Genomic DNA, 26576 nt, shown 5'->3' on the forward strand with positions numbered 1-26576 from the left:
CTCCCCTTGTAAGTGTTTGGTATAGAAAATATCATAGACAGCCTTCTCTTCCTAGGGGGCTTTCATGACTTCCTTTGGTAATCTGATGTGGAAGAACAGGAAAAACAAGTCTTCACTATCAGAAATGGCAGAGCTTGTTTAACCAGCCTAGCTGGTCAGTGGTGTTTAGATGTATAAACTACACATCAACCCCTAACGAAAGAGAGGCCATTTCCTAAGAAACGGCCTCTCTTTGCCAAACTAATTATATACCTTAAACTCGTAGGCGGATGCACTTCCACCACTGTAGCTAGAGCCCGTTACGGTAACTCTGACATATCTGTAAGTGGCACTGAAGGTATCTGTGGTCAATCCTTGGGTCGTATTACTCGTTCGATCTAGAATGGTTGTATAGGTCACGTCGTCATTGCTGCCTTCAATCTTATAGGCATACGACCTCGGATAGGTTGTGCTGTTGTACCAGTAGCTTTCAAGCTTAGTTAGCGCCATGCTGCTTCCAAGATCGACTTTCCACCACTGCGGATAGGTGTTGGTGACAGCCGCCCACCGCGTTGACGTTGCGTTACCGTCGTTGGCATTGCTGACCTCATTACCTGTTTGGACAGAGCTTGCCGTCGTTGTCTTGCTCTGTGAAACAACTTGCCCTGTTGGGTTTGTGCCTTCATATACTCTGAACTCGTAGGCGGACGCACTTCCACCGCTATAGCTGGAGCCTGTTACCGTGACTCTCACATACCTGTAAGTCGCATTAAATGTATCTGTCGTTAATCCTTGTGTCGTGTTACTCGTTCGATCGAGGATTGTCGTATACGTCACATCATCATTACTGCCTTCTATTTGATACTGATACGATCTTGGGTAGGTCGAACTGTTGTACCAGTAGCTTTCGAGCTTGGAAATCGGCAGGGAACTGCCTAGATCAACCTTCCACCACTGCGGATTCGTATTCGTCACAGCAGCCCATCGGGTAGATGTCGTGTTCCCATCATTGGCATAGTTGACCTCATTGCCTGTTTGATAAGAGCTTGCCGTCGTTGTCTTGCCTTGTGAGACAATGCCTGTACCTGTAGCAGCACTTACAGATGAACTCCACATGCCAGAGCCTTGGCTATTCTTGGCTCTTACCGTGTACGTGTGCGTGGAACCCGCCGATAGCCCTGAATGTGCATAGGGGTTGCTTACGTTACTTACCAAGGAGCCATCAACGATTAGATCATACCCCGTAGCTCCTGTCACCGGTTGCCAACTAACATGAATCTGAGACATAGAGGTTGAGTTCGCTTGGAAACCAGTTGGTATCGAGGGTACAGTTGGATTTGATGCAACTGGCGTAATCGTCATTGACTGCGGGTTACCTGCCCCAAACTTCATACTCTGTATGCGTGCTTGACCTGAAGTAAACTCGACACCTAGCGCACTTGCTCGGTTGACCAAACGATAGGTCGTTAAACCATCCAGACTTGTATTCGTTGCTGCTGCGATCGTAGCAGCAGAGGAAGATGGCGTGAGATAGGCCGGCGTTGCATTCCCGATAGGTAATAGATACCACTGGTCACTGCCGCTTGCTGCCCCATTTCCACCATTACCGCTAGGATTCGCATCGGCATCAGCCCCACCAGTTACCACGGTTGCACCCATCGCCCGCGTTGCTGGCGCCGTCGATCCTGCTACTTTCAAATACTTCCCGGTGGAAATGTTCTGCAAGCGATAGAACCCGCTGTTCTTGGAACCATCGAATTCATCTGGAACAGGAACGAATTGCCACTGTCCCGCTGTGCCATCTTGAAGGGCCGTTCCACCTATTTGAATCGTATAGGCTGTGGATGCCGAAACCGCTGTCCCCGTTTGATCTTTAGGTGGATTATAAACGGAGTAATACGTCTGCCCTGCACTAGGTACGGCTGCTGTATAATTCTTCTGGGAACCCGACAAATCGGAAATCGTCCGGAAGGAAGACCCGCTGACTTGTTGATTCGTCAAACTGCCGGTGTCCAATTGAGACAAATAACTGCCAACTGTTGAAGGGAGTTTACCTACCACTTTAAATGTGTCGGGTTTGCCCAAATCATCTGTCTCGTACACGTACCCGTCATAACCGACAGAACGGTACTTGCCACTATAGGCATTATAGGAGAAAGCATTTTGATATTGCGTATTGACTGGCAGGAATAGGCGTTGTGTCGCTGTATTTTTGAATACGGCATTGCCGTTAGAACCAGCTTGAATGGATGTCAGGTATCCCGTCGAATTGTTTTCTTGATCGATCCAGACTTGACTGTTCTTGACGTAAATCGTCATCGTCGCATCCAGTGCTGGATCCGAATAGGAGACAGAAGGAATGCTGGTTCCGCTCCCATTCTTAATCGTTCCCGTGGTCTTATTCGCCGTATACGTGTTGCCTGCGAGATCTTGGAAGGTGAAATCTCCGTTGCTTGCTAGCTTCGTATACGTGATGTTCAGGGCGGAACCGTCCATGCCCGTACCCGTTAAAGTCAAACTATCGGTAGCTGGTGTATAGTTAACAGTTAGATTGTGATCGCTACCAGCACCCATTGGGCTGCCAATCCAACCCGCATATCCTTTCAGTGCAGAACGCGTCCATGTCCCGTTGTACCACACATCCCAAGAGCCTTCCGCCATTTTGGCAGAGATTGGTGACCGAGCAAGACTAAAGTAGGTAAGAATGTTGCTATACCCTGGTTTCCAATTAATATGGTTGTTGTAGAGGGCATAGAAGTAACCGTTAACATTATCGACAAAAAAACGCGTGCCAGCTACACCATATGACCAAGTCGTGCCCGGAAAGTTCGTACTGGTAGCAGCTTCATTGCTATCGTTCCATGGAGAAGTGGCAACTTGCCCAATTAATTGCCAAGTAGCTCCTTTATCCGTCGAGTAGGTAGACAGTACACGGTTGTTATGAATACCTGTAGCAATTCGCTCATTGTTCGTTGGATTATTCGTCGCAAATGGTGAGAATTGATACTCATCATTAATCAAGGCATACCAGTATCCTGTATCCGGATCAATCCATACTCCGATGCCATCATTATGATCATCCTGGTAAGGCGTCGGAATTCCGTACGTTTCATCTATCTTATAGTTGAAAGTTCCCGGACGATTCCAATACGAGTTATAAATGGTTGTCGTGCCCCAATTCGTATTCAAGGCTCCCATGTCGGTATTCGTGTTGTATTTAATCCACGACCCTCCGCTATCCGATGCCGAATAGTCGGCTAGTGAATACATCCAGTGAAATTCCCCGTCCTTATCGACGAATGCAGAGCCAGCAATATCCGCTCTGCCCAATGTTAAACTTGGAACGGCTGTATTCTGCACATACGTAGGAAATTTCTCTGTTGCCGCTGCCACCGATTGAACGCCCCCAACGACTTGCACCGTTAGGATTGTTAGAATTGCTAGTGATTTTGTCAAAGTCGCTTTCTTTGTATCACGCATCTCGCAACCTCCATCTTATTCCTATTTGTCACGCAACAACCACTTGACCTACTTCAGAAATAACTCACCCCCTTTCAGTGATTTCGCCTATAAATACGTGTAGTTTTTGTTGATAATCAACACATTTACTCGCCACGCCATACCCATGCAACTATTAAATTTGATTCTTACATATCCATCCTTTCGCTGTGTGACAGGCAGTATTTCTGTTGCATATTGTCCGGCTTTCAATGCTAATTCGGGTTTCCAGCTGCTATGCTGGACGATCTCAATCTCGGTATACGATGGTTCCATCTCATCCCCCGTTACAAATAACAAATCATAACGCCCCTTCGGAAGCTCCACAATAAACGTTGCTTCACACGTGCCGCCGATGAAGTCTCTGCGCAGCTCGTCAGGCATTTCACGATCCATCGCAAGGAGATGTTCTCTGCTTTCCCATCCGATTCCAGTATACGATTCGAACACATTCTCTGGGCTTATTTTGCGAAACGTTTGACCAAGAACACCGTCCATATGCACTTGCCTTGGCAGCGCATTCGTGTAATCTTTCTCCAATACAGGAGGAGCTACGCCAAAATCAAGCCGATAAGCAGCCAGTCTGGATTCCCGATAATTGCCTGAATAATAGTCAAATGTAAAATGATCAAGCATTCTACAGTGGTGCGTGTCGCTGCTCTTGCCAAGAAATACACGTCGATGGGTATGGGCGACATGAACCAAAGGATCTTTCTTCTCGGCCATTAAGCATGTCGACGCTACCCCATACAGATCAGGTTCGTAAGATGCTGATGCTGGGTACATGGCATACTCCCCGCCTTGCACAGTCTCAAAAGAAATTCGTTCCTTGTCATGTACAACATCCATGGCCTGCCAAGCTGAACCAACTTTGCATGTCACTATGATGTGTGTGGACCCTTCAAAGGGGTTGCGTATAACAACCTTATTCCCTGCCTTGCTTCGGATCGACACCCAAGTCGTGCGTCCTTCTTTCCTTTCAGCACTCACTTCAAATGCACCAACAGCTAGCAATCCCCGGAATGAGCAATCGCGCCATGCCTCATATCGCTTTACACTCGTCTCTACCGCATGATCATACAAACCAATCATCCGTTCCTGCTCTAGTTCGCCCGATGGCAAAGCCGGAAACACCTCGATCACACCTTGGTAGCTTTGCAGCAGCATTTCATTCACCGCAGCTACCACTTCTCCCGATGCCTCCATCATGTGTGGATGGTACAACGGTTCATTTGTAATGTTGCAGTAATTCATCCAACGTTCGGTTTCTTCCGCAAACAGACCGTTGCTCCGCAGTGACAAGTCGATCCCTTGCTCATACAGCAGCCTAAGCGCCGTATGACCTTTGCCTAATCTCGAAGCGGCACAGGAAAGCCAGCCGAACTGAAACATGCCGTATTCGGTCTGTTGTTCCGCATAGCGAAGCGTGTTCTCCGCTCTTTTCCTCAACATCATCTCACTATCTTTGCCGATTTCTCCAATCGGATAAATCGGCATAAGCAGCGAAGGATGCCGCAAATGCATATCTACCGGTGCCCACTCTGAATCTCGCAGAACATCCCCATAGCGATTGGAATCTGCTGTAGGATAGGGAGCCAATCCTTTGATCAAATGTTTCCACTTCAGACGATCATCCTCATTTTCACCAAGCAATTCATTTGCTTCAACTGCTATGTTCAACACATATTTGACCGCAGATAAACTGCAGGTTGAGTTTCGGGTCAGAGGCCCCTGTTCCGGCGAAATATCCGGGAAGATGTCATAATGTCCAGTCAGCGGATTCATTTGCACATAACCTTCGAAGAAATGGGCAATCTGCTTAAACAGCGGATACGCTTGCTCCCTAAGAAACGCATGGTCCATACTGTATCGATAATAATCCCATAAGAATTGAGCACACCATGGCCAAATACTCACATACAACGCATGTGGATAATCTCCAGCAATGCCATCCAGACCATGAAACTGCTTCGACATCTGTGACGCTAACTCAACATACGATAGCAGCCCTTCATTGAACACTTCGGCCACTTCAAGATGATTAGCCGTATACAGCGGCCAGAACGCCGCTTGAATATTCACGTCCCAGTACCACATACTGCCCCACTTGGTCGGCTGTTTAATATCCCATAGTCCGTTCAATCCACATGCTTGCTCGCGCATTCTTCCCCCTTTGCCGCTGGAGCAAGCGATAGCATAGAGGTTGATATACCATAGTTCTTCCACCATTTTATCCGGCAAAATAATAGAAGAACGCGACCAAAAGCTGCGCCAATGTTCTTGGTGATGAACGATCTGCTCCTGCAGGTGGGATGATGCCTCATCCAGTCTTCGCTGAGCAGTAAGCAGGAGTTCCTTCGTTTCCTCCTCTGTCACCACGGTTGTTAGCAACGTGATCTCGGACTCTGCATCTTGAAGCACGATTCGGAGGGAACCTTCCGAACAAACAACAGATCCTTTGGCCCCAATCATTCTCATCATCACGATGAATGCGAAGGGTCCATAGTGCTCCCTGTCCTCACCATCCGGATAAAAGCTGCCTAGGTAATAGAAAGTCTGCTCATCTAGACGATGATACGCCACCTGCATATCCACATATCTTCCCTGTGGAACTGACAACGCAACAGATTGTATCAGGGAGGGAGCTGTCTGCTTAATCTCGGTGATAACCAAGTCAGCATCCTGGGCGATTCTCGTCTCTACCTGCAACTGCTGATGATCCTTTGCCACTTGCAGGTGAACTACAGCCCTTTCAACATCAAGCCTTAGGGAATATTCATCAGGTTCTTCCAGCTCCTTAGAAGGAAAAAGCCCTATCTCCCCCGTTGGATAATGTGAAGTGCCGCCCGAGGGTTTGCCATACTTCCTATACATACTGTTAGCAGATAAGGCATCGCCGTATAGAAATATAGGTTCCTGCTCAGGATCACGATACCTATCAGCAGCCAGTGCGCTCAATTCTTCCAATGTCCGCCCATACTGACGTGTGAAATCAGGCCCTTCCCCATTCCGATACTTCTGACTGTAACGATGAAGTTTCTGATAATACACCTCATAATGATTAAGCGCTAGTGTCAGCTTGTTTTCTTCGAAATACGCCATGCCCCCAAAATGTCCGTTGCCAATTGGCAGCGCCTCATTCCAACTACTCGGAGCATTCTCGAATGTAACGCCTCTCACACAGATCTCTCCTTCTATTTATCGCTGTGATACGCCGCATGTTTATTCTTTAATAGCTCCAATCATCACTCCTTGGACGAAGTACTTCTGAAGAAACGGATACAGACAGATGATCGGCAGCGTCGAGACCATAATGGCTGCATACTTAATGGTTTCACCGATCGCATATTTGTCGTCGCCTCCACCGGACATCATGGAATCCGTATTGTTCGAGATCAGAATTTCACGGAGTACTAACTGGAGGGGATAAGCTTCCCTATTTCGCAGATAAATGAGCGCGTTAAAGTAGGAATTCCAATGTCCTACCGCATACCACAAGATCATGACAGCAATGACCGGCATCGAAAGCGGGATGACAATGCGAAATAGAATTTTCCAATCGCCTGCCCCATCCATCCTAGCGGACTCCTCAAAACTGACCGGGATGCCTTGAAAAGACGTACGCATAATAATCATATTGAACGTGTTGATTGCACCTGGAACGAGTACAGCCCACATGGTATTCATCATGCCTAGATCGTTCACAAGCAAGTAACTCGGAATGAGCCCTCCATGAAAAACCATCGTCACAACGATGAAAAACATGATGATATTTTTAAAATAAAGATTGGGCCTCGATAATACGTAAGCACCGATAGCTGTCATCAGTAGGTTTATCGCCGTACCCAGAACCACATATAGGAGGGTATTCTGATACCCTTTTACAATCATGGGGTTCTGGAATACAGCTTTATAGGCGCCTAGATCAAAGCCTGCCGGTTTGAGCATAATACCGCGTTGCTGCAATAGAGATGTCGCATCACTAAACGAGGCAAATGCCACATACAAGAATGGATATAAGGTGACCGCGCAAAGTACGAGCATGAAAAGGATGTTGAAGTAGCCGAATGTACGCTCTCCACGGGTTGGTTTCATATGCAAATCCCCTTACCACAGTTTGTTCTCACTAATCCGTTTGACAGAACTATTGGCCGCTACGATTAGAATAAAGCTGATCACCGAGTTGAATAGACCCACAGCCGCTGTAAAGCTGTAACTTGCTTCTAGAACCCCTTTGCGATACACGTAGGTCGAAATCACGTCAGCTGTGCCATAAGTTAGTGGATTGTACAACAAGAGTACCTTTTCACTGCCAACCGTCAGCATATTTCCCATTTGCAAAATAAATAAGATAACGATCGTCGGCATAATGCCTGGAATCGTAATATGCAGCGTCTGCTTCCAGCGGTTTGCTCCATCCATCCTAGCCGCTTCATACAGCGTCGGATCAATGGTAGACATGGCCGCCAAATACACAATGGAGCCCCAGCCAATGCCTTGCCAGATGCCGGAGGAAACGAACAGAAAGCGAAACCAGCCTTCCTTTTGCAAGAAATCAATCGATTCCATGCCAAAGATGCCTAGGATTTGATTGATGAGTCCATTGCGGCTTAGAAAGTCAATCATCATCCCCGCCACAACAACAATTGAAATGAAATGCGGCAAATAGGAGATCGATTGCACGACTCTTTTAAACACACTATGGCGGATTTCGTTAAGCAATAACGCTAGAACGATCGCTGCTGGGAAGCCGAACAGTAGATCATAGAGGTTAATTAAGATGGTATTCTTGATTAATCGCCAGAAGTAAATCCCATTAAAGAAGCTCTCGAAATGTTTAAAGCCCACCCATGGACTTCCCAGAATCCCTTTCGCTGGGGAGAAGTCCTTAAACGCTATTTGCAATCCATACATGGGTCCATAATGAAAAATCAAATAATACGCAAGCACGGGAATGGCCATAACATAAATAGACCAATGCCGTTTCAAATCCCCACGTATTGTTTCCAGAACAGTCGGATTGCGATAAGTTTTCGTTGTCTTTATGGCCTCTGCGGCCTCTATAGGTGCGTGGCTATGCCTCATCGTTTTCCCTACCCCTTCCTCGATTTAGAAAAAGGGGATAAACTCTAACCGCCGTTCATCCCCCGGTACATCATGCCTTAGCGTTTATTGAAACGCTCCAAAGCCCCTTGCTGAATCTTGGTGGCATCATCGATGCCCATACTCTTAATCTTCTTCACATATTGATCAAAGTTATCAATTGGTTCTACACCCATGATGAATTTCAAGAGCATTTCATCTTGATACGTTTGAATATCCGTCACGATGGAAGCGAATTTACTGCTCTCATCCTGTGTCGGTGAAATGAGCGGAATCTTCCGCTCAGCTGTTGGCTTCGACCAAATTTCCAACGCTTTCTTCTGCTGTGGCAGCGCCAGATATTGCAATTGGAAATTATCGCTCAGCACGAAAGGTGCACTCCATGTTGCACGATTATATTTGGCAATCGACTGCTGAATGCTCGTTCCTGCTGGCGGGTTCAATATTTCCGGTAAGAACGTAGCTTTACCGTTTTCCATCTTGTAGCTCGCGCCTTCAACCCCGTAGTTGAACAGCAGATCGCCCTTCTCCCCATACGCGTAATCCAGCCATTTCACCGTTTCGATGGGGTTCTTGTTGACAGCCGATATCGCAGCACCAACACCGTTATAGGCAAAATCCTTCTGACCCCAGATCGCTTTGTCGCCAGCTTTCAACACGGGATATGGAGCCGCTTCCAAATCGAATTTAGGATCTTTATCCTTCATGAGACCGGCATATTTCCCAATGCCGCCACCATTGAAGGACGCTGTGGCCCCCAAGAGGTTGGTGGTCATTTTATTATCTAATAACTTATCGTTCGGAGCTGCGAAATCCTTATCCAGTAAGCCTTCCTTGTACCACTTGTTCATGGTTGCGAGGAATTCCTTATATTCAGGCTGAATCGGACCGTATTTGACGGTGCCACCCTCTTGATAGAAGCTGTAGTTAATGCCCCATGCGCCAAGGAAAGGAGCGTCGGTTGAGAATAAATTTTTATCCAGATAGATTGGAATCTCATCCGCTTTGCCATTGCCATTTGGATCTTTCTCTTTAAAAGCTTTCAACACGGTATACCACTCATCGATCGTCGTCGGCATCTTGAGGCCTAACTTATCCAGCCAATCTTGACGGATCGAGGGTCCAAAAAACACTCTGACTTTGTCATCACCACGCAAGAATGGGAATGCATAAATGCTTCCTTCATCTGTTGAAATCTGCTTTTTCCAATCCGGATGAGCCTCAAGCAGCTTCTTCAGGTTCGGGGCGTATTTATCGATGAGATCGTTAAGCTTAATGATTTTCTTATCTAAAATCGCTTTCTCCGGTCCGCCTGGATAACGGATGACCGCACCGCTAGTTGCCCCCCAACTTGCTTCTATCACATCGGGCAGCTCATTCGTGGCAATCATCAGATTGAATTGTTCTTGTGCTTGCGGAACCTCAAGCGGTGGATGTTGGAACTCCACTTTGACACCCGTTACTTTCTCAAGTTCCTTATACATACCCATTTCCGCGTAGGATTTCATTGTCGTGGAGACAGCTGAGTGATTCGATACCCAGTAGGATAATTTCGTCAACTTAGGCGGTTGAGCTTCACTACCTGCTTGTGGCGATGCCGATGAGCTTGTGCTGGCCGTATCGTCGCCACATGCGGTTACTGAAATGACTAGGGCAGAAAGCAATACCACAGATCCTACTTGTTTTAATCTTGTCTTCATTTTTCTAGCCTCCCTTTAATATGAGTAACGCTTCGTTCATTGGGCACCGATCCTGTTTACGTCATCTCGTCAGCACCTGTTCCCAAGTATGCTTCTCCAAGTCGGATATGAATACTGTCTAGTTCTCATTTCCATTGTATTTTCCTAAGAAATACGGGCGTTCTGAGAAATCATCAGTCCGTATTAGAAATGGGCAGTAGCTATTTCTAAAGAAATAAGCAGCCCCTAAAGGCTGCTCTTGATGTGTTCTGTGCTTGCATGCTCCGCTAAGCTCGTCTCACGGTATTTGCCTGGCGTTACACCTTCCATCTTCTTAAATGCTCGAATGAAGACGACATCGTTGTTATAACCGACCTTCTGCGCAATCTGAACAATCGTCAGTTCTTTGTTCTGCATGAGCACCTTCGCATGTTGAATCCGTTTCGTCGTAATGTAATCAAGTAAATTCTGCCCTTGATGTTTCTTGAAGAAGGTGGACAAATACTGCGGTGTCATCTGGATTCGTTCCGCAATCTGTGCAACGCCTAGACTCGAATCACCTAGATGATCGTGCACGATACTGACGATCTCCTGAAGTCTACCCACGCTGTGTTCCGAACGATCGAGATTGAACGAACGGGTAAGCGTCTCGTAGAGCTCCTTCGTTTTCGTGTACATGCCCTGTGCCGTTGGATAACTGAATACCTCTTTAATCGGATCAAAGTCCGCACCAAGCACGTCTTCCTGATTCGTATTCGTCGAGTTTATAATCTTCAAGAGTGTACTCGTCACATTGAAAAATAAAGCTTTACCTAATTCAGGCGTGATCTGATTGGAATCAAAATTCATCGCATACATTTTATCGAGCAATTTTTCTACATTTTCGGCATCGCCGCTGCGAACAAAATTAATCAATTGAATCTCGATCTCCAGCGGATAATAATAATGCTGCTTCACATCGACAATTTCCTGGTAATAAATAATGGCATGTTTACCCTGAATAAGTCGATATTCAAGCGCTGCAAGTGCTTCCGGATACGAATCGCGAATGGCCTTAGGGCCCTCATGGATGCCTCCGACAGCGATGGTGATACCAATTTGGAAACGAGCCGACATGATGGTGAAGAGCGAATTGGTTATTTCCCGAATATCGGTTTCAGCGGATTCAATCCCAATGGCCGATAGATTAATGAGCAGTGCAATTCGATCACGGTCGAGCTCCAGCGAGAATCCTCGATGATGAGCCGCAATGAGATCGGCACCAATATTTGCGGCAATAAATCTAGCATGGGCCCATTGCTGTTCATTTTCTCCTAGTAGATGAATATCTTCGATCTTTACGATAAGAACAGCAAAACGGTCACTCACGAATTTCAGATCCATAAACTGGAGAGAATCTCCATTAGCTGCCGAAATATCCACATCCATGTGACCATTCAGAAGCCGTGATAAGTAGTTGGCTCGAATAAAAGGCGTTTGCTGTGCCAACGTGCTTCGCAGATGTTTCTCTTCATGGATGGATCCTTCAACCGTTAGCCTAATAAATTCGTATTCATTGGATAATGGCCGTTTAATCAATTCTTTGCCAGACATAATGGCATGAACGGTTTTTTGAAGTGGTTTATACGTGCGATATACCCCGATACTGACGGCAATGAGTCCGGCAAACAAACAGAGGATGAATAACCCCACTGACCAACTCTTGATTTGATTTACCTGCCCCATGAATACATCACTTGGCATAATCGATACGTATTTCCATCCAGCTTTTTGCGAAGCGGAAACGGATACGACTTGATCCACACTCGCCAATCGGTAATCAAATGGTTCCGTGCCACTCTGGATTCGAGTCAGCAAATCAGATGGAAATGGTGTTTCACTATTGCTCATAATTGTTTTTCCAGCATCATCGATAATGTAGACTAAGCTGTGGCTCGCTGATTGCATCTGTGCAAACAACTGCTTAACCTGATCGACATCAATTAATATGATAAAACTGCCTAGATTTTGAGATTGTGAATGCACAGGAAGTGACTGTATATAGGTAATCACATCTTTCGGTGGTTGATCAGCCCCATCCGATACCGAACTGAGCGGCATGTACGACATCCGATGTTCCTGATCCAGCAATTGGCGCCAACCTTCGTACGACATGTTCTTATAGGAGTAGTAGAGGGAATAAAAGGTACGAGAATCCGTTACCAAATCCGATTTGACAATCGAATCACTGCTTGCGAAATACACATAGTAATCTAAAATGAAGCTGCTGGTCATGCTCTGATATTTACTCATCTTGTCCCGCATGAATTGGATAAACTCGTATTTGTCCGAATCCGTAGATTTAGCAGGAATTTTAAGCATATAATCCAACTTCGGATCAAACACGACTTGGCGCATTAACGTATCTACTTCCGATAATTTGTTATCGAGTGATAGTTTCAGCTGCTCAAGCATCGCCACATTGGTTCTTGTCGAACTCTTCTCCAGGCTTTGTTCTACCTTCGCGTACAGAAATAGTCCCATTGCAAGCGGTATCAATAAAATAAATAAATTGGAGGCGATGATCGTTGAAAGTGCACTTTTGCGACTATTGAAAAGACGTATAATGAAAGGCATTTTCAAAACAAGCTCACCATCCAGTCTGAGAACGAATTTACTAAAAATTGTAGCCTCTCTTCATCAAAGTTGCAATATAGCATTTTATACTATAAACAAGCTGCGAGGCCCTACTATCAGACATTAGGACATAAATAACAGCCTTATGAACATTGCCTTCCCCATCAAATTTCACTAGAATGGAACTTATTCACACGACTAGGAGGTTTAAAGATGAGTTACTCAGCAAGTACATCCAGATATGATGCAATGACTTATAACCGCAGTGGTCGCAGCGGCCTGTTGCTGCCTGCCATTTCGCTCGGACTTTGGCATAATTTCGGCGGGGTTGACACGTTTGAGAATGGGAGAACGATGCTGAAGAGAGCATTCGATTTGGGGATTACGCATTTCGACTTAGCCAATAATTACGGCCCGCCGCCTGGTTCAGCAGAAGAAATGTTCGGTAAGATGCTGGGAGGTGATCTCGCTGCCTATCGAGACGAACTAATCATTTCGACGAAAGCAGGCTATTACATGTGGCCAGGGCCTTACGGAGAATGGGGTTCCAAAAAGAATTTGATCGCCAGTTTGGATCAGAGCTTGAAGCGGATGCAAGTGGACTATGTCGACATCTTCTATCATCACCGTCCAGATCCGAATACACCGCTTGAAGAAACGATGGCTGCCCTGCATCAAATCGTTCAACAAGGCAAAGCGCTTTACGTTGGTATTTCCAACTATAAGCCTGAGGAAGCGAAAGAAGCCTCCCGCATCTTGAAGCGACTTGGGACGCCTTGTGTAATTCATCAACCGAGTTACTCCATGATGAACCGTTGGATTGAGGATGGTCTTCAGGATGTCTTGGAAGAGGAAGGCATCGGTTCGATCGCCTTTTCACCCCTGTTCAAAGGAATTCTTACTGATCGTTATTTGAACGGTATCGCGCCTGATTCACGAGCTGCAAGCTCCAGTGTATTCCTTAAAGAATCCGATATTAATGAAGAACGCATTTCGAAAGTCAGACAATTAAACATCATTGCAGCTGAACGCGGTCAGAAAATGTCGCAGATGGCGCTCGCATGGGTGCTTCGCGGTGGTCGTGTCACATCAGCTCTTATCGGTGCGAGTAAAGTGAGCCAAATTGAAGATGCGGTTGAAGCATTGAAAGTTGCTACATTTACCCAAACGGAATTAGATCTTATCGATGGAATTCTGAATTCCTAAGTTGACGCAAACTTCAGCTGCAGCGAATACTATACATTCTTCAATGTCTGATTCCGAAATTGTTTGGGGGATACGCCCTTTACGCGCTTGAACATTTTGGAAAAGATTAACTGATCGGGATAACCGACGGAGTTCGCAATTTCCCCTATGGCATAGTTGCTCTTCTCCAGTAATTCACTTGCTTTATTCATCCGAAATTGCAAGAGATATTGCTGGGGAGGCAGCCCTGTCGCTTCTTTGAAAATAGCCGAGAAATATTTGCGATCTAGCTTCAGAAGCGCAGCAAGCCCCTCGATTGAAATAGGCTCATTATAATGAGCATGAATAAACTCCATAGCTTGAATCATATAACTATCCCATTTATTCGGAAGAACATCTCCCAGCGACGAGGCAGGCGCCACTTCAAGCAATGCTGTCATGAATTCGTACAGGATAACTTTCAACTGTAAGTCAGCACTATGGGCATGATTGTTAGCTTCAGTTAATTGATCATACATCGTCGGCATGACTTTCCGATCCATCGGAAAAACGGGCTGCTCTGGTGATAATCGTGTTCGAGATAAGATTGATTCCACTTGCGCTCCTTGAAAGCCAATCCATGAATACGTCCACGGCTCTGCCTGGTCTGCTTCATAATAGCTAATCACATGCGGGTATATAAGAAATCCTTGTCCTGGATTCAGCTGGTGGGTCTCATTGCCGATACGAACAATTCCCTTGCCTTTATGAATCCAATGAATCTTGTACAGATCGCGAACCCCAGGCCCTACGGCATGACCAGGCTTACAATCCTCTTTGCCCCAATACAATACATGCAGATCCGGATCCTTCCGATATAAACGTTCCTGATTGTACTGAAAGATAGCCATACGTCATCATCGCCTTCCCTTGCGTACAGACATTATACCATAAAGGAATTAGCTATTTATCTTAGCGCCATGGGAAATTGCAAATAAAACAGCTTGCTCTCGATCCATTCGCATGCCCGTGATCGTAAGTGTTTTGAAGTCTACGCCAGCCATTTGTGCACCTCTTACATCCGTGCCTTGCAGCTTCGCTTTCGCGAAGTTCGCCATGGTCAGATCACAATCTCGTAGGTCAGCCTTCTCCAAATTGCTTCCCGAGAAATCAGCTTCATGGAAATTCACTCCGCGCAAGTCTTGTCTAACGAGTCGGCTGTGCCTTAAATTCGTGTAAGACCAATCTCCTTGGTCAATCGTAATGCCATCCATATTCGCGTTCGAGAAATCAGATCCCATCATTTTACAGTTATCGAATTTGGTAACAAATAGATTGGCACTACTGAAGTTGCAATTCTCAAACGCAGATTCTTTATGTAAGGAGCCATTTAGCAATGCCCCACGAAAGTCACATGCAATGAAGCGACAGTTACTTGTATTAATTTCTTCCAGAGAACCATTCGCAAATGAGCATTCATCGAATGTGCAACCGATTAACTCGCCGTATCTCAAATCTTGTGTGCCGAAATTTACTCTTGAATAGGTTTGATTCATTTGTTGAAACATGAGCTGCCTCCTAAGTTTTCGATTATTTTAATATAGCACATGGAAGTCAAGCACCTGCATACCGACAGATGGAAGTCAACATGTTTATTTTTATCCCCATGAAAAAGCGACCTCTTCGCTTCAAATAGAAGCTCCGATGTCGCTTAGATCCGTGTTTATATATTGTACTATGAGCTTCGATAGTCTCGAGGGTTCATTCCTGTATCTCTGGTAAAAATGCGAGAGAAATAGAAGGAATCCGTAAACCCGCTCTCCTCGGCGATTTGTTTGACTGGCAGTTTCGAACTTTTCAGCAAAAACTTGGCTCGATCCAGCCTGATTTTAGTCACATATTCAATCAAGCTTAATCCCGTATGCTTTTTGAATGTAATGGATAAATAACTTGGAGATAACGAGACATACTCCGCAATTATTTCCCGGGTGATATTTTCTCGATAGTTGGTTCGAATATAGGCTGATGCCTTCTCAATCATGCTTGCCGTTGAACTCTGCTCGATTTCCCTGCTAGCAAGTTCATTCACAGCCTGCACATTATTGAGAAACTCTAATTTGACCAGCCATTCATAGTTCCTGCTTTTGGACTGCCATAGATGGAACGCTTTGCGAAACGATTCTTCAATATGAACTTGCCCTATTGGAAAAACATCCCCACAAATCGGCAACTTCGTCCTATTGTCCACCGACAGCATCTCACCATTCTCCCAACGCACTAAGCGATACAGAAAATGGAACGAAATAAAACAAGCAGGAGACGCTGGATTGGATACGATTCGCATGTTTACACCAGGCCTTACTTGAAACAGATGGCCCCCTTGAAGCTCATATTTCTCCCCGTCAATCTCAAGTGACCCTGAACCTTGATAGACGTATGACAAGGTATGCAATTTGGTTTTATCCCGCTGCAAGAGATAGTTAAATTCCGCCCAAAATGCTGGATTGCGCTCCACGACATCAATAATTCTTGGTGTGAAGCTCGTTAGAAATTCATCACTCATAATTGATCCGCCTTCTCGCGGTATTGACCTGGTGTAATGCCCTCATACTTCTTGAATAAGCGGTTGAAATAAGGAGGCTGATAGCCCACTTGCATCGCAATATCATTAATTTTCTCATCTGTCTCCACAAGCAGTTTTTTGGCCTGATTGAGCCTGAACTGTGTTAAATAATCGATGAACGTTTGACCCGTTACTTGTTTAAAGCCAAGACTTAGCTTCTTGGAATAAGTACCATGTAGATCAGCACAGGCCTCAAGCGAAATATCTTTGGCATAATTCGAATGAATCGTTTGCAGTACATTCTCTACGAGCTGTTTCAGCTGCATATCTTGCGTGCTGTGCAAGCGCGACACATAAGGCTCGATAATATGCTGCTTCATCCAAACAAGAATAGCTTCTGGTTCCCGCACTTCGGCAAGCTGTTCCCACATATCTAGTCCTTCATTCAACGCAAGCGGATTGTAGCCCGAAATCATGATAGTATTCAGCATATTGCTGCACAATTGAAGCAGACTTTGGCGAACGCCAAGTTCGATCACCGATTGATTCTTCAATAAGCGAAGAAACTCGTCCAACCGCTGCGTTAGCTCCTCTTCATTTCCTGAGCGCAATGCCTTAAGGAGCAAGCTTTCTTCTTCAAAGGGGTACAAAATGGCATCATGACCACCTGGAATGAGCTCATTCACATCGAGAATCTGCTGCTCCTCACCGATTTTTCGATAATTCAATGCACTTCTCGCGTCATCGAACAAAACAGGAAGTCTTCTCAACTCCGATGTTCGCGTACCCACACTTACAGTCACTTCCAATTTAAGCAAACTATTCAACGTATGTGCAAGTTCTTCTGCCAAATGAAATAGACTGGATTGCATGGCTTCTACAGACATATTCGCAGGTTGACGTATCAGTATCCCAAGCGTCATATCCTGGAAATTAACTGAATTCGCCTCCATACCCTTCCCCTTCGTTAACTCTTGGGTGATGTTCACCGCGGCAAAAGTAACGAGTTGTTCATCCCCTTGTGAGAATTTTCCTTCGGAGCGGTAAATACCGTGCATTTGGACGGCTAATACGGCAAAAATGCGATTTGATACCTCCCAGCCATACTGCGCCATGCGATCCGCTAATTCGATTTCACTTAGGAAAGAAAGATGTCCCTGCAACAGTTGGAGGAGGAAATTTTCCCGCAAGGAAGGCAGTTGTTGATCAACACGCTCCTGTAAGATCTGACTCTCACGCGAGAGATGCTTCCACTCATCCGCGATGGTTGTAAACTCATCTGCCGTAACGCCAGCTCGGCCTGGTAACAGCTGCTGCATCAGTCGGTAGACAGGTTGGTACATGTGACGATACGAATACCACGAAAGAAACAAGGCCAACAGGATTCCGAAACAACCGGTCATAATCATGACACGTGACACTGTCTGAACGGGTTTGGTCATTTGTTCAAGTGGCGTGGCAGCCGCTATGATCCACATATTCTCGATGCGTTTCATCTGACCATAGGAGACAGAATAAGCTTCGCCATCCCAAGATTCAATAGAGGACGCACGCTCTGTCTTTTGCCCAAGAACCGATTTCATCAATGTCTGATCTAACGCAGTTGGCTGACCAATAGCTGTTGCACCTAATGAAACAATGCCCCCATCCTGCTGCATAAGAACCGTTGCCCCGCTCCCTTCCGAATCTAATTCGGCGATGAGCGCGTTTAATTGTTTGGCACTTACATCAATAATCAACGCTGCTTCCGTTTCTACTAGCCCTCCTGGAATACGAACAACTAACGTATACGGTACATTCTCCTTGCGCGGCGCCAGGCGATTCGTCCAATACACATCCCGCTGGTACGAAGCCAATGCCCGGTACAACTGCTGCTCTTCCAGGGATTCAATCCCTACAATACCTGTACTTTCTTTGATCAGCACTTGCTGCTTGTCCAGATAGAGGGTTACTTCTTGGATGAGAGGGTCTGACGCTTTGATCCAGGAGAGCGCTTGATAGATCGAACGTGTACTTCGGTAATCTTTGTACAGATCCAAATCCTTATAACTGCTGCTTAAATTTAAATTGAATGACCACTGGGCCATAATCGATTCCAAATGGTTTAAATTCTCATTAATACGCTCTGTTGCGTAAGTAACTTGATTGCGGTGCGACTTCTGCCCTTCAGCCTCAATCTGCCCTATGCCTACCACATAGAGAATCATTCCGATAATCGCTGCTGGTAGACAAGCACTTATAATGGCGATGAGAAATCCCTTCCGTTGATAATGCTGTCTCCGCATGCTCATTACGCCTCCCTATCAACATTGGATGATTACCTTTCACCTGTTGTCCATCCATCATATAAGAAAAAAAAGCCATCTGCAAAGGGAAAATCATCAAAAATAAGCCAAGAATGAATGTGCAATGACAGGAAATTCATTGGACTGAAAAGTGATACGTTAGGAAATTCCCTAGAATAACTGTCTAATTGTCGGAAATTAGCGGTTTCCCTATAGTAAAGCCAAGAGACCGAAACTACTTCTTCTGGGAAAGGTGAAAATGATGAAAACTGAAACCACACACACAACACTTTCTCGCGAAAGACAATCCGCATCTACTTCTTATCTCTCGCCAAGCAGGCGTGTATGGCAAGGGTTGAAACGAGATCGCATGCTGTACCTCATCGCTTCTCCTATGTTGGCCTACTTCCTAATCTTTAAGTATCTGCCAATGTGGGGCGTTCTGATCGCTTTCAAAGATTACTCGCCTTATCTAGGATTCTGGAACAGTCCATGGGTGGGAATCCAACATTTCGAACGTTTCTTCTCGAATGACAGCTTCTTCCTTTTATTACGAAACACGCTCGCTATCAATTTACTGAACTTGATCTTCTTCTTTCCCTTACCAATTGTACTCGCACTTATGCTCAATGAGGTACGCAAAGAATGGGTGAAACGCATCATTCAATCCGTTATCTATTTGCCGCATTTCTTATCGTGGGTGGTCATTGTAGGGATAACTTATTTGATGCTATCGACTTCAAGCGGTTTCGTGAATAAATTTCTGGAATCACTTGGTTATGACAAAATCAATTTCTTAACAAGTCAGAGCTTATTCTGGGCCTTACTTACCCTGCAGTCCATATGGAAGGAAGTCGGCTGGGGTACCGTTATCTTCTTGGCTGCCATCGCATCTGTGGATACACAACTCTTCGAAGCAGCTCGCATCGATGGCGCAGGAAGACTTCGCCAAATATGGCACGTTACACTGCCAGCGATCCGCAATGTCATTATTATTCTGCTCATTCTGCGTATTGGACATATGATGGATGTCGGGTTTGAACAAGTCTATCTTATGATGAACGGCGCAGTTTCAGATGTCGCAGATGTCTTCGATACGTATGTGTATCGCAGCGGTATTCAACAAGCACAATTCAGCTTCAGTACAGCTGTTGGTTTGTTTAAATCCATTGTTGGTGTCATTTTGGTAGTTTTAACGAACCGGCTTGCCAAGAAATTCGGCGATGACGGCATCTATTAGGAGGGTTCACCCATGAATCAACGTACAACATCCGACAAGTGGTTTGAGGGAAGTATTTTAGCAGCATTGATCGTGGTCGCTCTAGTCATGCTATTTCCTTTCTACTATATAACGGCTGTCTCTTTCACATCACCAATTGAATACTTACAGAAAACCATCGTGATTTTCCCGGAAAAATGGACACTGGACTCCTATCGTTATCTGTTCTCCAATAATGTCTTCATTCAGGCTGCTGGTGTCAGCACCTTCCTAGCCACTGTCGGTACCGCGTTAAGCTTGATCGTTACCTCTGCCGGTGCATATGCCTTGTCTAGAAAACGACTTCAAGGTCGAAGAGTACTGCTCATCTTAATCTTAATGACGACGTTATTCAACCCTGGGATCATTCCCCCTTATCTCGTTGTGAGAGATTTGCATCTGATTAATACGGTCTGGGCGCTTATTCTCCCCGTTCTGACGAGTGGTTGGTATGTCATCTTAATGAAAGGGTTCTTTGACAGCATCCCTGATGAGCTTGAAGAAGCAGCCAAGATCGATGGCGCATCGGATATGGGCGTGTGGTTCCGAATTATTTTACCCTTATCCTTACCTTCGCTTGCAGCCTTTGGCCTCTTCTATGCGGTTGCTTATTGGAACACATTTTTCTCTGCTGTGCTGTACATTACGAAGCCTGATCTTCGTCCCTTGCAAATTGTGCTTCAACAGCTTCTTATCGATTCCTCATCCTCTTCATCTGGAGAGATTGCCAATAGCATGGTTGGGGAAATTGCCATTCCGACAGATACGCTGAAGATGGCTGCAGTTGTCATCGCAACAATTCCTATCCTACTCGTGTACCCGCTGCTTCAGAAACATTTTGCTAAAGGGGTGATGGTCGGTTCAATTAAGGGGTAAAAGATTGGGGAAACGCACCTCGAAGTCAGATAGGTTTATAAGTTCAATGAGAAATTGTATGATAACCATGGGAGGTTGATTCATTTGAACACTAACAAACACGTATTCACGAAGGGCACCGTTATCAGCATGATCGCGGCTTTAACACTTACAGCTTGCAGCTCTGGACAAGAAGCAACAACGGATAAGCAAGCGGAAGCTACTAGTAACGAGCCTGTCAAGATTTCCATGTTCACGAATCAACAGGGGGCTCAGGCCGTTGACCCGTCGAATCCTATTCTGCAAGAGATCGAGAAGAAAACCAATACGAAGTTGAATATAACTTGGGTCCCCGTGAACACATACTCGGAGAAAACGAAGGTCATGCTGGCTTCCGGTGATTTATCCGATCTTAGTCTAGTGATGAATGTCTTTGATTCACAAGTTGTCCAAATGGCGACATCCGGCGCGTTCTGGGACATTACACCATATATTAAAGATTATAAAACCTTAAGTGCGATGCCCGCTGTCGTATGGGACAATGCCAAAATCAAAGGAAAAAACTATGGGATCCCTCGTCCTCGTCCTCTAGAAGGTTCTTGGGGTGTGCATGTCCGTAAAGATTGGTTAGATAAGCTTGGTATGAAGGTACCTGAAACGATGGATGAGATGTATGCTGTGCTGAAAGCTTTCACCGAAAAAGATCCCGATGGCAATGGCAAAAACGATACAATTGGAATCACAGGTCAAGTTGATGCAGATGGCATGGGCTTATATGGATGGATTGAAGATGTATTCAATAACAATAATGGGTACTGGAAGCTGTCCAATAATCAAATTGTTATTGCTGCTTTAGAGCCAACAGAACGCAAAGCATTAGAATGGCTCAAAAAAGCATATGACGAGAAAGTGCTAACGCAAGACTTCGCTGTAATCAAGAATTCTCAAGCACGTGAGCAATACATGGGTGGCAAGGCTGGTGTACTTGGTTCTGCCCTTAACCCACAGTGGCTCTACACAGATGCGATGCGCAAAATTGATCCGAAAGCAGACTCATTCCCACTCACATATTTGATGACGCCAGACGGAAATAAATTTGCCGCTCAAGATTCGGGGAACTTCGGTATGTACGTCATTCCGAAAACGGTGTCAGAAGCCAAAATGAAGCAACTTTTAAGCTTTATGGATAAACTGTTATCCGATGATGTAGCTGATCTTGCAGCGTATGGCATTTTGGATAAGCATTATACGATTAAAGACGGATTTAAGCAGGCGACTGAACAAGCCAAAGTGGACAACGTTCCAGACGTGACCAATAATCTACTGCAAATTGCACAGAAATACGATAAATATACGCGAGCTTACTATAACGGGATTCCCAAAGAATTCTATGATCGCAGCAAGAAAATTATCGATGACCGTTCAGCATTTAGTAAACCCAATGCCGCTTACGGCCTCATTTCACAAACCAACTTGACGGCCGGACCCGAATTGAACAAGAAAATTTTGGATATGAAAATCAAAGTCATCATGGGCAAGGAAACCTTAGCCGCTTGGGATGAATTCGTTGCCAAAACGAAAGCAGATCCAACGTATCTGAAAATTGTGCAAGAAATGACGGATGCTTATAAGAATAAATAAGGATACCGAAAACTTAACAGATAAACAGGTAGGTAAACTTAGCAAATTAATAAAAGCGCTGAACGTCAACCAGACCAACCCAGGTACAATTGTACCTGGGTTGGTCTGGTTGGCTTTAGGGTATATAGCACAAGGGTACAAACGACGCATTGGAGCAAGCATAATGCACTAGGGCGTAAGGGAAAAAGGCAAAGTGCAAAAGAGCATCCTTTTTACCTATGAATAGCTCCTCTAGGCAAAATGCGTGCAAATGTGCAACAATTTTTGCTGTCACTGCCCATTTCGGGTTCTTTTGGGCCAAAAGGTTGCACGTTTGCACGTATTCATCCAAAATGATGCGTTCCCCGCGAAAATAAGTGCCCTTTTGCATCTTTGACCATGCACCGCATACATTTGCTGTATAAGTGGCATCTGTAAGCGTGTTTTTCACCGTTGCAGCGTGGTGGGCGCGCGTTTATGGCCAGTCGACTCAGAATCCATTCTCCTCAGCGTACTTCCCCCAATGGGGACTGCGCCCATCGATATCGATGATGCCGTAGTCGTCGGACAATGACCAGGAACTTAGGAGTTGCCCTGATTTCTCTGCCACCTGCGGATCTGCAGCGAGTGCGGCTATCCCCTGAGCAACGAAGTGAGGCGTCTCGGACTGCAGGAAATGGATGTCCTGCTTCGCAGCATCTCGCCAATTCTTCTCCTGCACCCCGAAATAATCCAACATCGCTTCCGAACGTAGGAAACCAGGCGTTACGGCAAGAGCTGTCACACCGTGAGGTTTCAGATCCGCCGCCATTCCCTGCGCTAAGTGGGAAACTCCGATTTTGGCCAAACTATAATACAAGTTCCCCCGATAGTGATAGCCGACGCCATCCGTAATTTCAACAATAAGCCCAGCTTTGCGCTCCACCATTAATGGAGCAGCATAATAAGCGGTCATTATATGAGAGTGGACCGCTTGTCGTTGGATTAACAACCCGTTTGCAAGCGGGGTTTCCCAGAAACCTTTGCCCCATTCAGTAAGCGGGTCACCGCCCCAAAGATCATTAACTAGAATGTCCAGCCGCCCCTGCTGCTCGATCTTAATTCGATTGAACAGCGCTACAACCTCTTCTTCCCTAGTGTGATCCATGCAGACTGGGATGCCTTTCCCCCCTGCTTGCGTCACAAGTTCGGCAGTTTCTTCAATGGTTTCCGGTCGGTTCATCGGCGAGCGTTTCGCTCTCGTGGAACGTCCTGTTACATAAACTGTCGCTCCTGCGCGACCGAGTTCGATTGCAATCGCGCGTCCCGCTCCACGAGTCGCTCCTGCGACTACTGCGATTTGATGGCGTAATGGTTGATTTGTCGTTGTCATGGAACCAACTCCTCCCAAGTATAAGATAGTGGACTGTATGTGGTTATCATACGAGTATCTACCTTTGTTTCATTTTACCTCTAGTATCATGTCACCCGTTGTCATATATGTATGATAGAATCAAATTACACAAGGAGGGAAGCAGATGAGAGCGGATCGGTTATTGCAAATTATGATGCTGTTGCAAACTCGCGGCGGCATGACAACTCGCGAGTTAGCCACGAAACTGGAAGTGTCGGAACGGACCATTCATCGGGATATGGAAGCCCTAAGCACGGCGGGCGTGCCGGTCTATGCAGAACGTGGAGCAGCAGGTGGATGGCGGCTTATGGAGGGGTATCGCGCAGATTGGGCTGGACTGCACAAAGATGAGCTACTCGCGTTGCTGGCATCTGAGCCCCATCGCCATTTAACCGATTTGGGCTTCAGAGGCGCTTATGAAGCGGCGGTTCTGAAAGTGCTGGCATCGCTCTCTCCTTCGTTGCGGCGTGATGCCGATTATATGCGACAACGAGTTTATGTGGATGGAATAGGCTGGCATCACAATGTTGAAGAACTGCCATGGCTATCCCTCTTACAAGAAGCTGTTTGGGAAGACCGCAAACTGCGAATCCGTTATGCCTCGAGCGGCGACTCGGGGGCAAGTGAACGCATTGTGAACCCACTCGGGCTTGTTCTCAAGGGTTCACTTTGGTATCTCATTGCAGCAGCTGGGCTCGAGGAGGAACCCCGCACCTATCGGGTTTCGCGCATCCAAGATGCTGTCTTGCTAGATGAGCCGGTGATCCGACCGGATCACTTCAACCTCGCTGCCTATTGGCAGCGTTCGGTTGACCTGTTCCGCAACGGGCTTCCACATTATGCGGCACATGCACTTGTGCATCCGAGTGTCGCCACTCGGCTCGAGATGACCCGCTTCGTACGTGTAACCGCCTGGCATGACGAGTGTGAAGACGATGCAAGCTCGGCAAACGCCAACCCTTCCGAGGCCTGGCGCATAGCGGAGTTGGCGTTCAACACGCTGAGCTCCGCGTGTGAAATTTTGCTCGGCTTTGGAACTATGGTCCGTGTGTTGGAACCAGTGGAGCTCCGCGAAGCGCTGCTTGAGGCAGCGAATAACATTGCTGCAATGTATAATGGTAACTGAAGTCTCTTCCGACGTACTCGTAAGTTCATTTATGCCTACTCTTTTCGCCTAACGTATCGCACAACACTAGAAATGGCTGCTTACATAATGAAAGTAATTACAGCAATGACTGGAAACATGACTGGATCCATATGAATCACGGTAAAGTACGAGTCATGATACTGAAAATCTTCTTGAGGCTCATGTAAACGACTAAGATTGACATTTGCAACCGTTACAATATAAGCCAATAAAGGTACAATCGAGGAAACAAGTATTCCCATCATCACATTTTTCCGACTCAATCCAATCGTTTCCTTTCTTCTTCTCCCCATCGCAGTGCTTTCTCAACCAAATGATTTATGCGGTTTTCTTTCACTTGTTGGTATTGGTCATTGGGATAGGACGCTAGTATGTCAAGCTTGAGTTGACCGTACTTTTCAGCTTCAAGAGGATGTTGCAACAAGTACGCTTTAAAATCCAAATAGGTTAATATCCTAGAATCCCCCGTCTGGAATATATGAACGTGATGCGTTCGTAGGGTATCTCCTTTGGAGAAGTATCTTCTGTTCGGAATACCGTTCTCCCCTCTAATCCTATACCCCGCGTTAACCATTTGTTCATTATACAAACTCACTCGCTCAATATCTGTGACGATAATCAAAATGTCGATAATAGGCTTGGCATAACCGATCGAGGGCACCGCGGTACTGCCAACATGATGTATGCCGACAACTTCCATTTGGAAAATATCCTGTAAAACCTTCGACTCTACCTCGAATTGCAGGTTCCATTCCTGGGTCCAAGGGGTAATCATCCAATGTCTCTTCACTTGCTTACTCCTCTCACATGCAGGCTGCTTCTATCGTACCGATGCTAGTTCATACTACTTCCCTATGAATTGGAAAAAACCTCCTCCCCCTCCTCCTGCTGATGAAGATCGTAGGTGAAATGAGGGGGAGTGATTAGTGACATTCGTGCAATAACTGGAAAAAGTACAGCTATTTACACGATATTTCTCCGAGATTTCAATTTAACTGGAAAACATGTAGTTAAAATTGGCGATTTCACGCTGATCGAGTAAAATCCACCTAATTAACTGTAGGTATTCCATTTATTCGCCATTTGACTGGGAAATCTAAGAAATTAACTACATAAAATCCATCTATTTGCCGGAGGTGTTGCCGGAGGTGTTCCCAGAAGTGTTGCCAGAAGTGTTGCCGGAAGTGTTGCCGGAAGTGCTGAAGTGTGATGGAGGGTGTGGTGGGAACACCGAAAGCGCTGAGGTGTATCTGCGACTGTGGGAGTACGGTGAGTTTGAGGTGCATTGGCTGCGGATGCACCGAAAGCGCTAAGGCGTATTGGCGACGGTACGAGCACACGGGGAGCACTGAGGTGTATTGGAGGCAATGGGGATACTATTCGATCGCAGAAAGGAGCCATTGCCACAAGGCAAGC

At 45.9% G+C, this 26576-nt stretch carries 18 protein-coding genes; 5 read left to right on the plus strand and 13 right to left on the minus strand.

Annotated features, from left to right (window positions below):
* Nucleotides 1-240: 240 nt before the first annotated feature.
* From AC58PV_RS00215 to AC58PV_RS00240, 6 genes are all read right to left on the minus strand, one after another.
* Nucleotides 241-3459: a galactose-binding domain-containing protein gene (locus tag AC58PV_RS00215; RefSeq protein WP_497430281.1), complete on the minus strand. Its 3219-nt coding sequence runs from the start codon at nt 3457-3459 to the stop codon at nt 241-243.
* An 87-nt stretch (nt 3460-3546) separates the two neighbouring features.
* Nucleotides 3547-6657: a glycosyl hydrolase family 95 catalytic domain-containing protein gene (locus tag AC58PV_RS00220; protein WP_497430282.1), complete on the minus strand. Its 3111-nt coding sequence runs from the start codon at nt 6655-6657 to the stop codon at nt 3547-3549.
* Between the two features lie 42 nt (nt 6658-6699).
* The gene (locus AC58PV_RS00225) at nt 6700-7572 is read right to left on the minus strand and encodes a carbohydrate ABC transporter permease (protein ID WP_497430283.1); all 873 of its coding nucleotides are present in this window, start codon (nt 7570-7572) and stop codon (nt 6700-6702) included.
* Between the two features lie 12 nt (nt 7573-7584).
* The gene (locus AC58PV_RS00230) at nt 7585-8562 is read right to left on the minus strand and encodes an ABC transporter permease (protein WP_497430284.1); all 978 of its coding nucleotides are present in this window, start codon (nt 8560-8562) and stop codon (nt 7585-7587) included.
* Nucleotides 8563-8639: 77 nt separating this feature from the next.
* Nucleotides 8640-10280, minus strand: coding sequence for a type 2 periplasmic-binding domain-containing protein (locus AC58PV_RS00235; protein ID WP_497430285.1), 1641 nt, complete (start codon nt 10278-10280; stop codon nt 8640-8642).
* 225 nt (nt 10281-10505) lie between these two features.
* Complete coding sequence (locus tag AC58PV_RS00240; RefSeq protein ID WP_497430920.1) at nt 10506-12875, minus strand: helix-turn-helix domain-containing protein; 2370 nt, start codon at nt 12873-12875, stop codon at nt 10506-10508.
* A 213-nt stretch (nt 12876-13088) separates the two neighbouring features.
* Between AC58PV_RS00240 and AC58PV_RS00245 the strand changes: the two genes are divergently transcribed.
* Nucleotides 13089-14081: an aldo/keto reductase gene (locus tag AC58PV_RS00245; RefSeq protein WP_497430286.1), complete on the plus strand. Its 993-nt coding sequence runs from the start codon at nt 13089-13091 to the stop codon at nt 14079-14081.
* A 29-nt stretch (nt 14082-14110) separates the two neighbouring features.
* On the opposite strand, the gene AC58PV_RS00250 is transcribed toward AC58PV_RS00245, so the two are convergent.
* The 4 genes from AC58PV_RS00250 to AC58PV_RS00265 all read right to left on the minus strand — a co-directional run bounded on the left by AC58PV_RS00250 (nt 14111) and on the right by AC58PV_RS00265 (nt 18893).
* The gene (locus tag AC58PV_RS00250; RefSeq protein WP_497430287.1) at nt 14111-14950 is read right to left on the minus strand and encodes an AraC family transcriptional regulator; all 840 of its coding nucleotides are present in this window, start codon (nt 14948-14950) and stop codon (nt 14111-14113) included.
* A gap of 48 nt (nt 14951-14998) precedes the next feature.
* The gene (locus AC58PV_RS00255; RefSeq protein WP_497430288.1) at nt 14999-15607 is read right to left on the minus strand and encodes a pentapeptide repeat-containing protein; all 609 of its coding nucleotides are present in this window, start codon (nt 15605-15607) and stop codon (nt 14999-15001) included.
* Nucleotides 15608-15774: 167 nt separating this feature from the next.
* A complete protein-coding gene (locus tag AC58PV_RS00260) occupies nt 15775-16602 on the minus strand; it encodes an AraC family transcriptional regulator (protein WP_497430289.1) in 828 nt (275 codons plus the stop codon).
* Nucleotides 16599-18893, minus strand: a complete 2295-nt coding sequence (locus AC58PV_RS00265; protein WP_497430290.1) for a helix-turn-helix domain-containing protein — start codon at nt 18891-18893, stop codon at nt 16599-16601. The genes AC58PV_RS00260 and AC58PV_RS00265 overlap by 4 nt, the downstream gene beginning before the upstream one ends.
* Nucleotides 18894-19149: 256 nt before the next feature.
* Between AC58PV_RS00265 and AC58PV_RS00270 the strand changes: the two genes are divergently transcribed.
* From AC58PV_RS00270 to AC58PV_RS00280, 3 genes are all read left to right on the plus strand, one after another.
* On the plus strand, nt 19150-20127 hold the full coding sequence (locus tag AC58PV_RS00270) for an ABC transporter permease (RefSeq protein ID WP_497430921.1): 978 nt from the start codon (nt 19150-19152) through the stop codon (nt 20125-20127).
* A gap of 12 nt (nt 20128-20139) precedes the next feature.
* The gene (locus AC58PV_RS00275) at nt 20140-21021 is read left to right on the plus strand and encodes a carbohydrate ABC transporter permease (protein ID WP_497430291.1); all 882 of its coding nucleotides are present in this window, start codon (nt 20140-20142) and stop codon (nt 21019-21021) included.
* Between the two features lie 84 nt (nt 21022-21105).
* A complete protein-coding gene (locus tag AC58PV_RS00280) occupies nt 21106-22641 on the plus strand; it encodes an extracellular solute-binding protein (RefSeq protein ID WP_497430292.1) in 1536 nt (511 codons plus the stop codon).
* Nucleotides 22642-23110: 469 nt separating this feature from the next.
* Here the strand turns inward: AC58PV_RS00280 and AC58PV_RS00285 are convergent, their stop codons facing one another.
* Nucleotides 23111-23992: an SDR family oxidoreductase gene (locus tag AC58PV_RS00285; protein ID WP_497430293.1), complete on the minus strand. Its 882-nt coding sequence runs from the start codon at nt 23990-23992 to the stop codon at nt 23111-23113.
* A gap of 145 nt (nt 23993-24137) precedes the next feature.
* Here AC58PV_RS00285 and AC58PV_RS00290 point away from each other — a divergent pair, with 145 nt between their 5' ends.
* Nucleotides 24138-25139, plus strand: coding sequence for a helix-turn-helix transcriptional regulator (locus tag AC58PV_RS00290; RefSeq protein WP_497430294.1), 1002 nt, complete (start codon nt 24138-24140; stop codon nt 25137-25139).
* 80 nt (nt 25140-25219) lie between these two features.
* Here the strand turns inward: AC58PV_RS00290 and AC58PV_RS00295 are convergent, their stop codons facing one another.
* Both AC58PV_RS00295 and AC58PV_RS00300 read right to left on the minus strand, forming a co-directional pair.
* Complete coding sequence (locus tag AC58PV_RS00295; RefSeq protein WP_497430295.1) at nt 25220-25423, minus strand: hypothetical protein; 204 nt, start codon at nt 25421-25423, stop codon at nt 25220-25222.
* Nucleotides 25420-25950 carry a GrpB family protein gene (locus tag AC58PV_RS00300; RefSeq protein WP_497430296.1) on the minus strand — a complete coding sequence of 177 codons (531 nt, stop codon included), beginning with the start codon at nt 25948-25950 and terminating at the stop codon, nt 25420-25422. Before AC58PV_RS00300 ends, AC58PV_RS00295 begins: the two co-directional genes overlap by 4 nt.
* Nucleotides 25951-26576 lie beyond the last annotated feature (626 nt).

It is taken from the genome of Paenibacillus sp. J22FR83 (genome assembly GCF_059691955.1).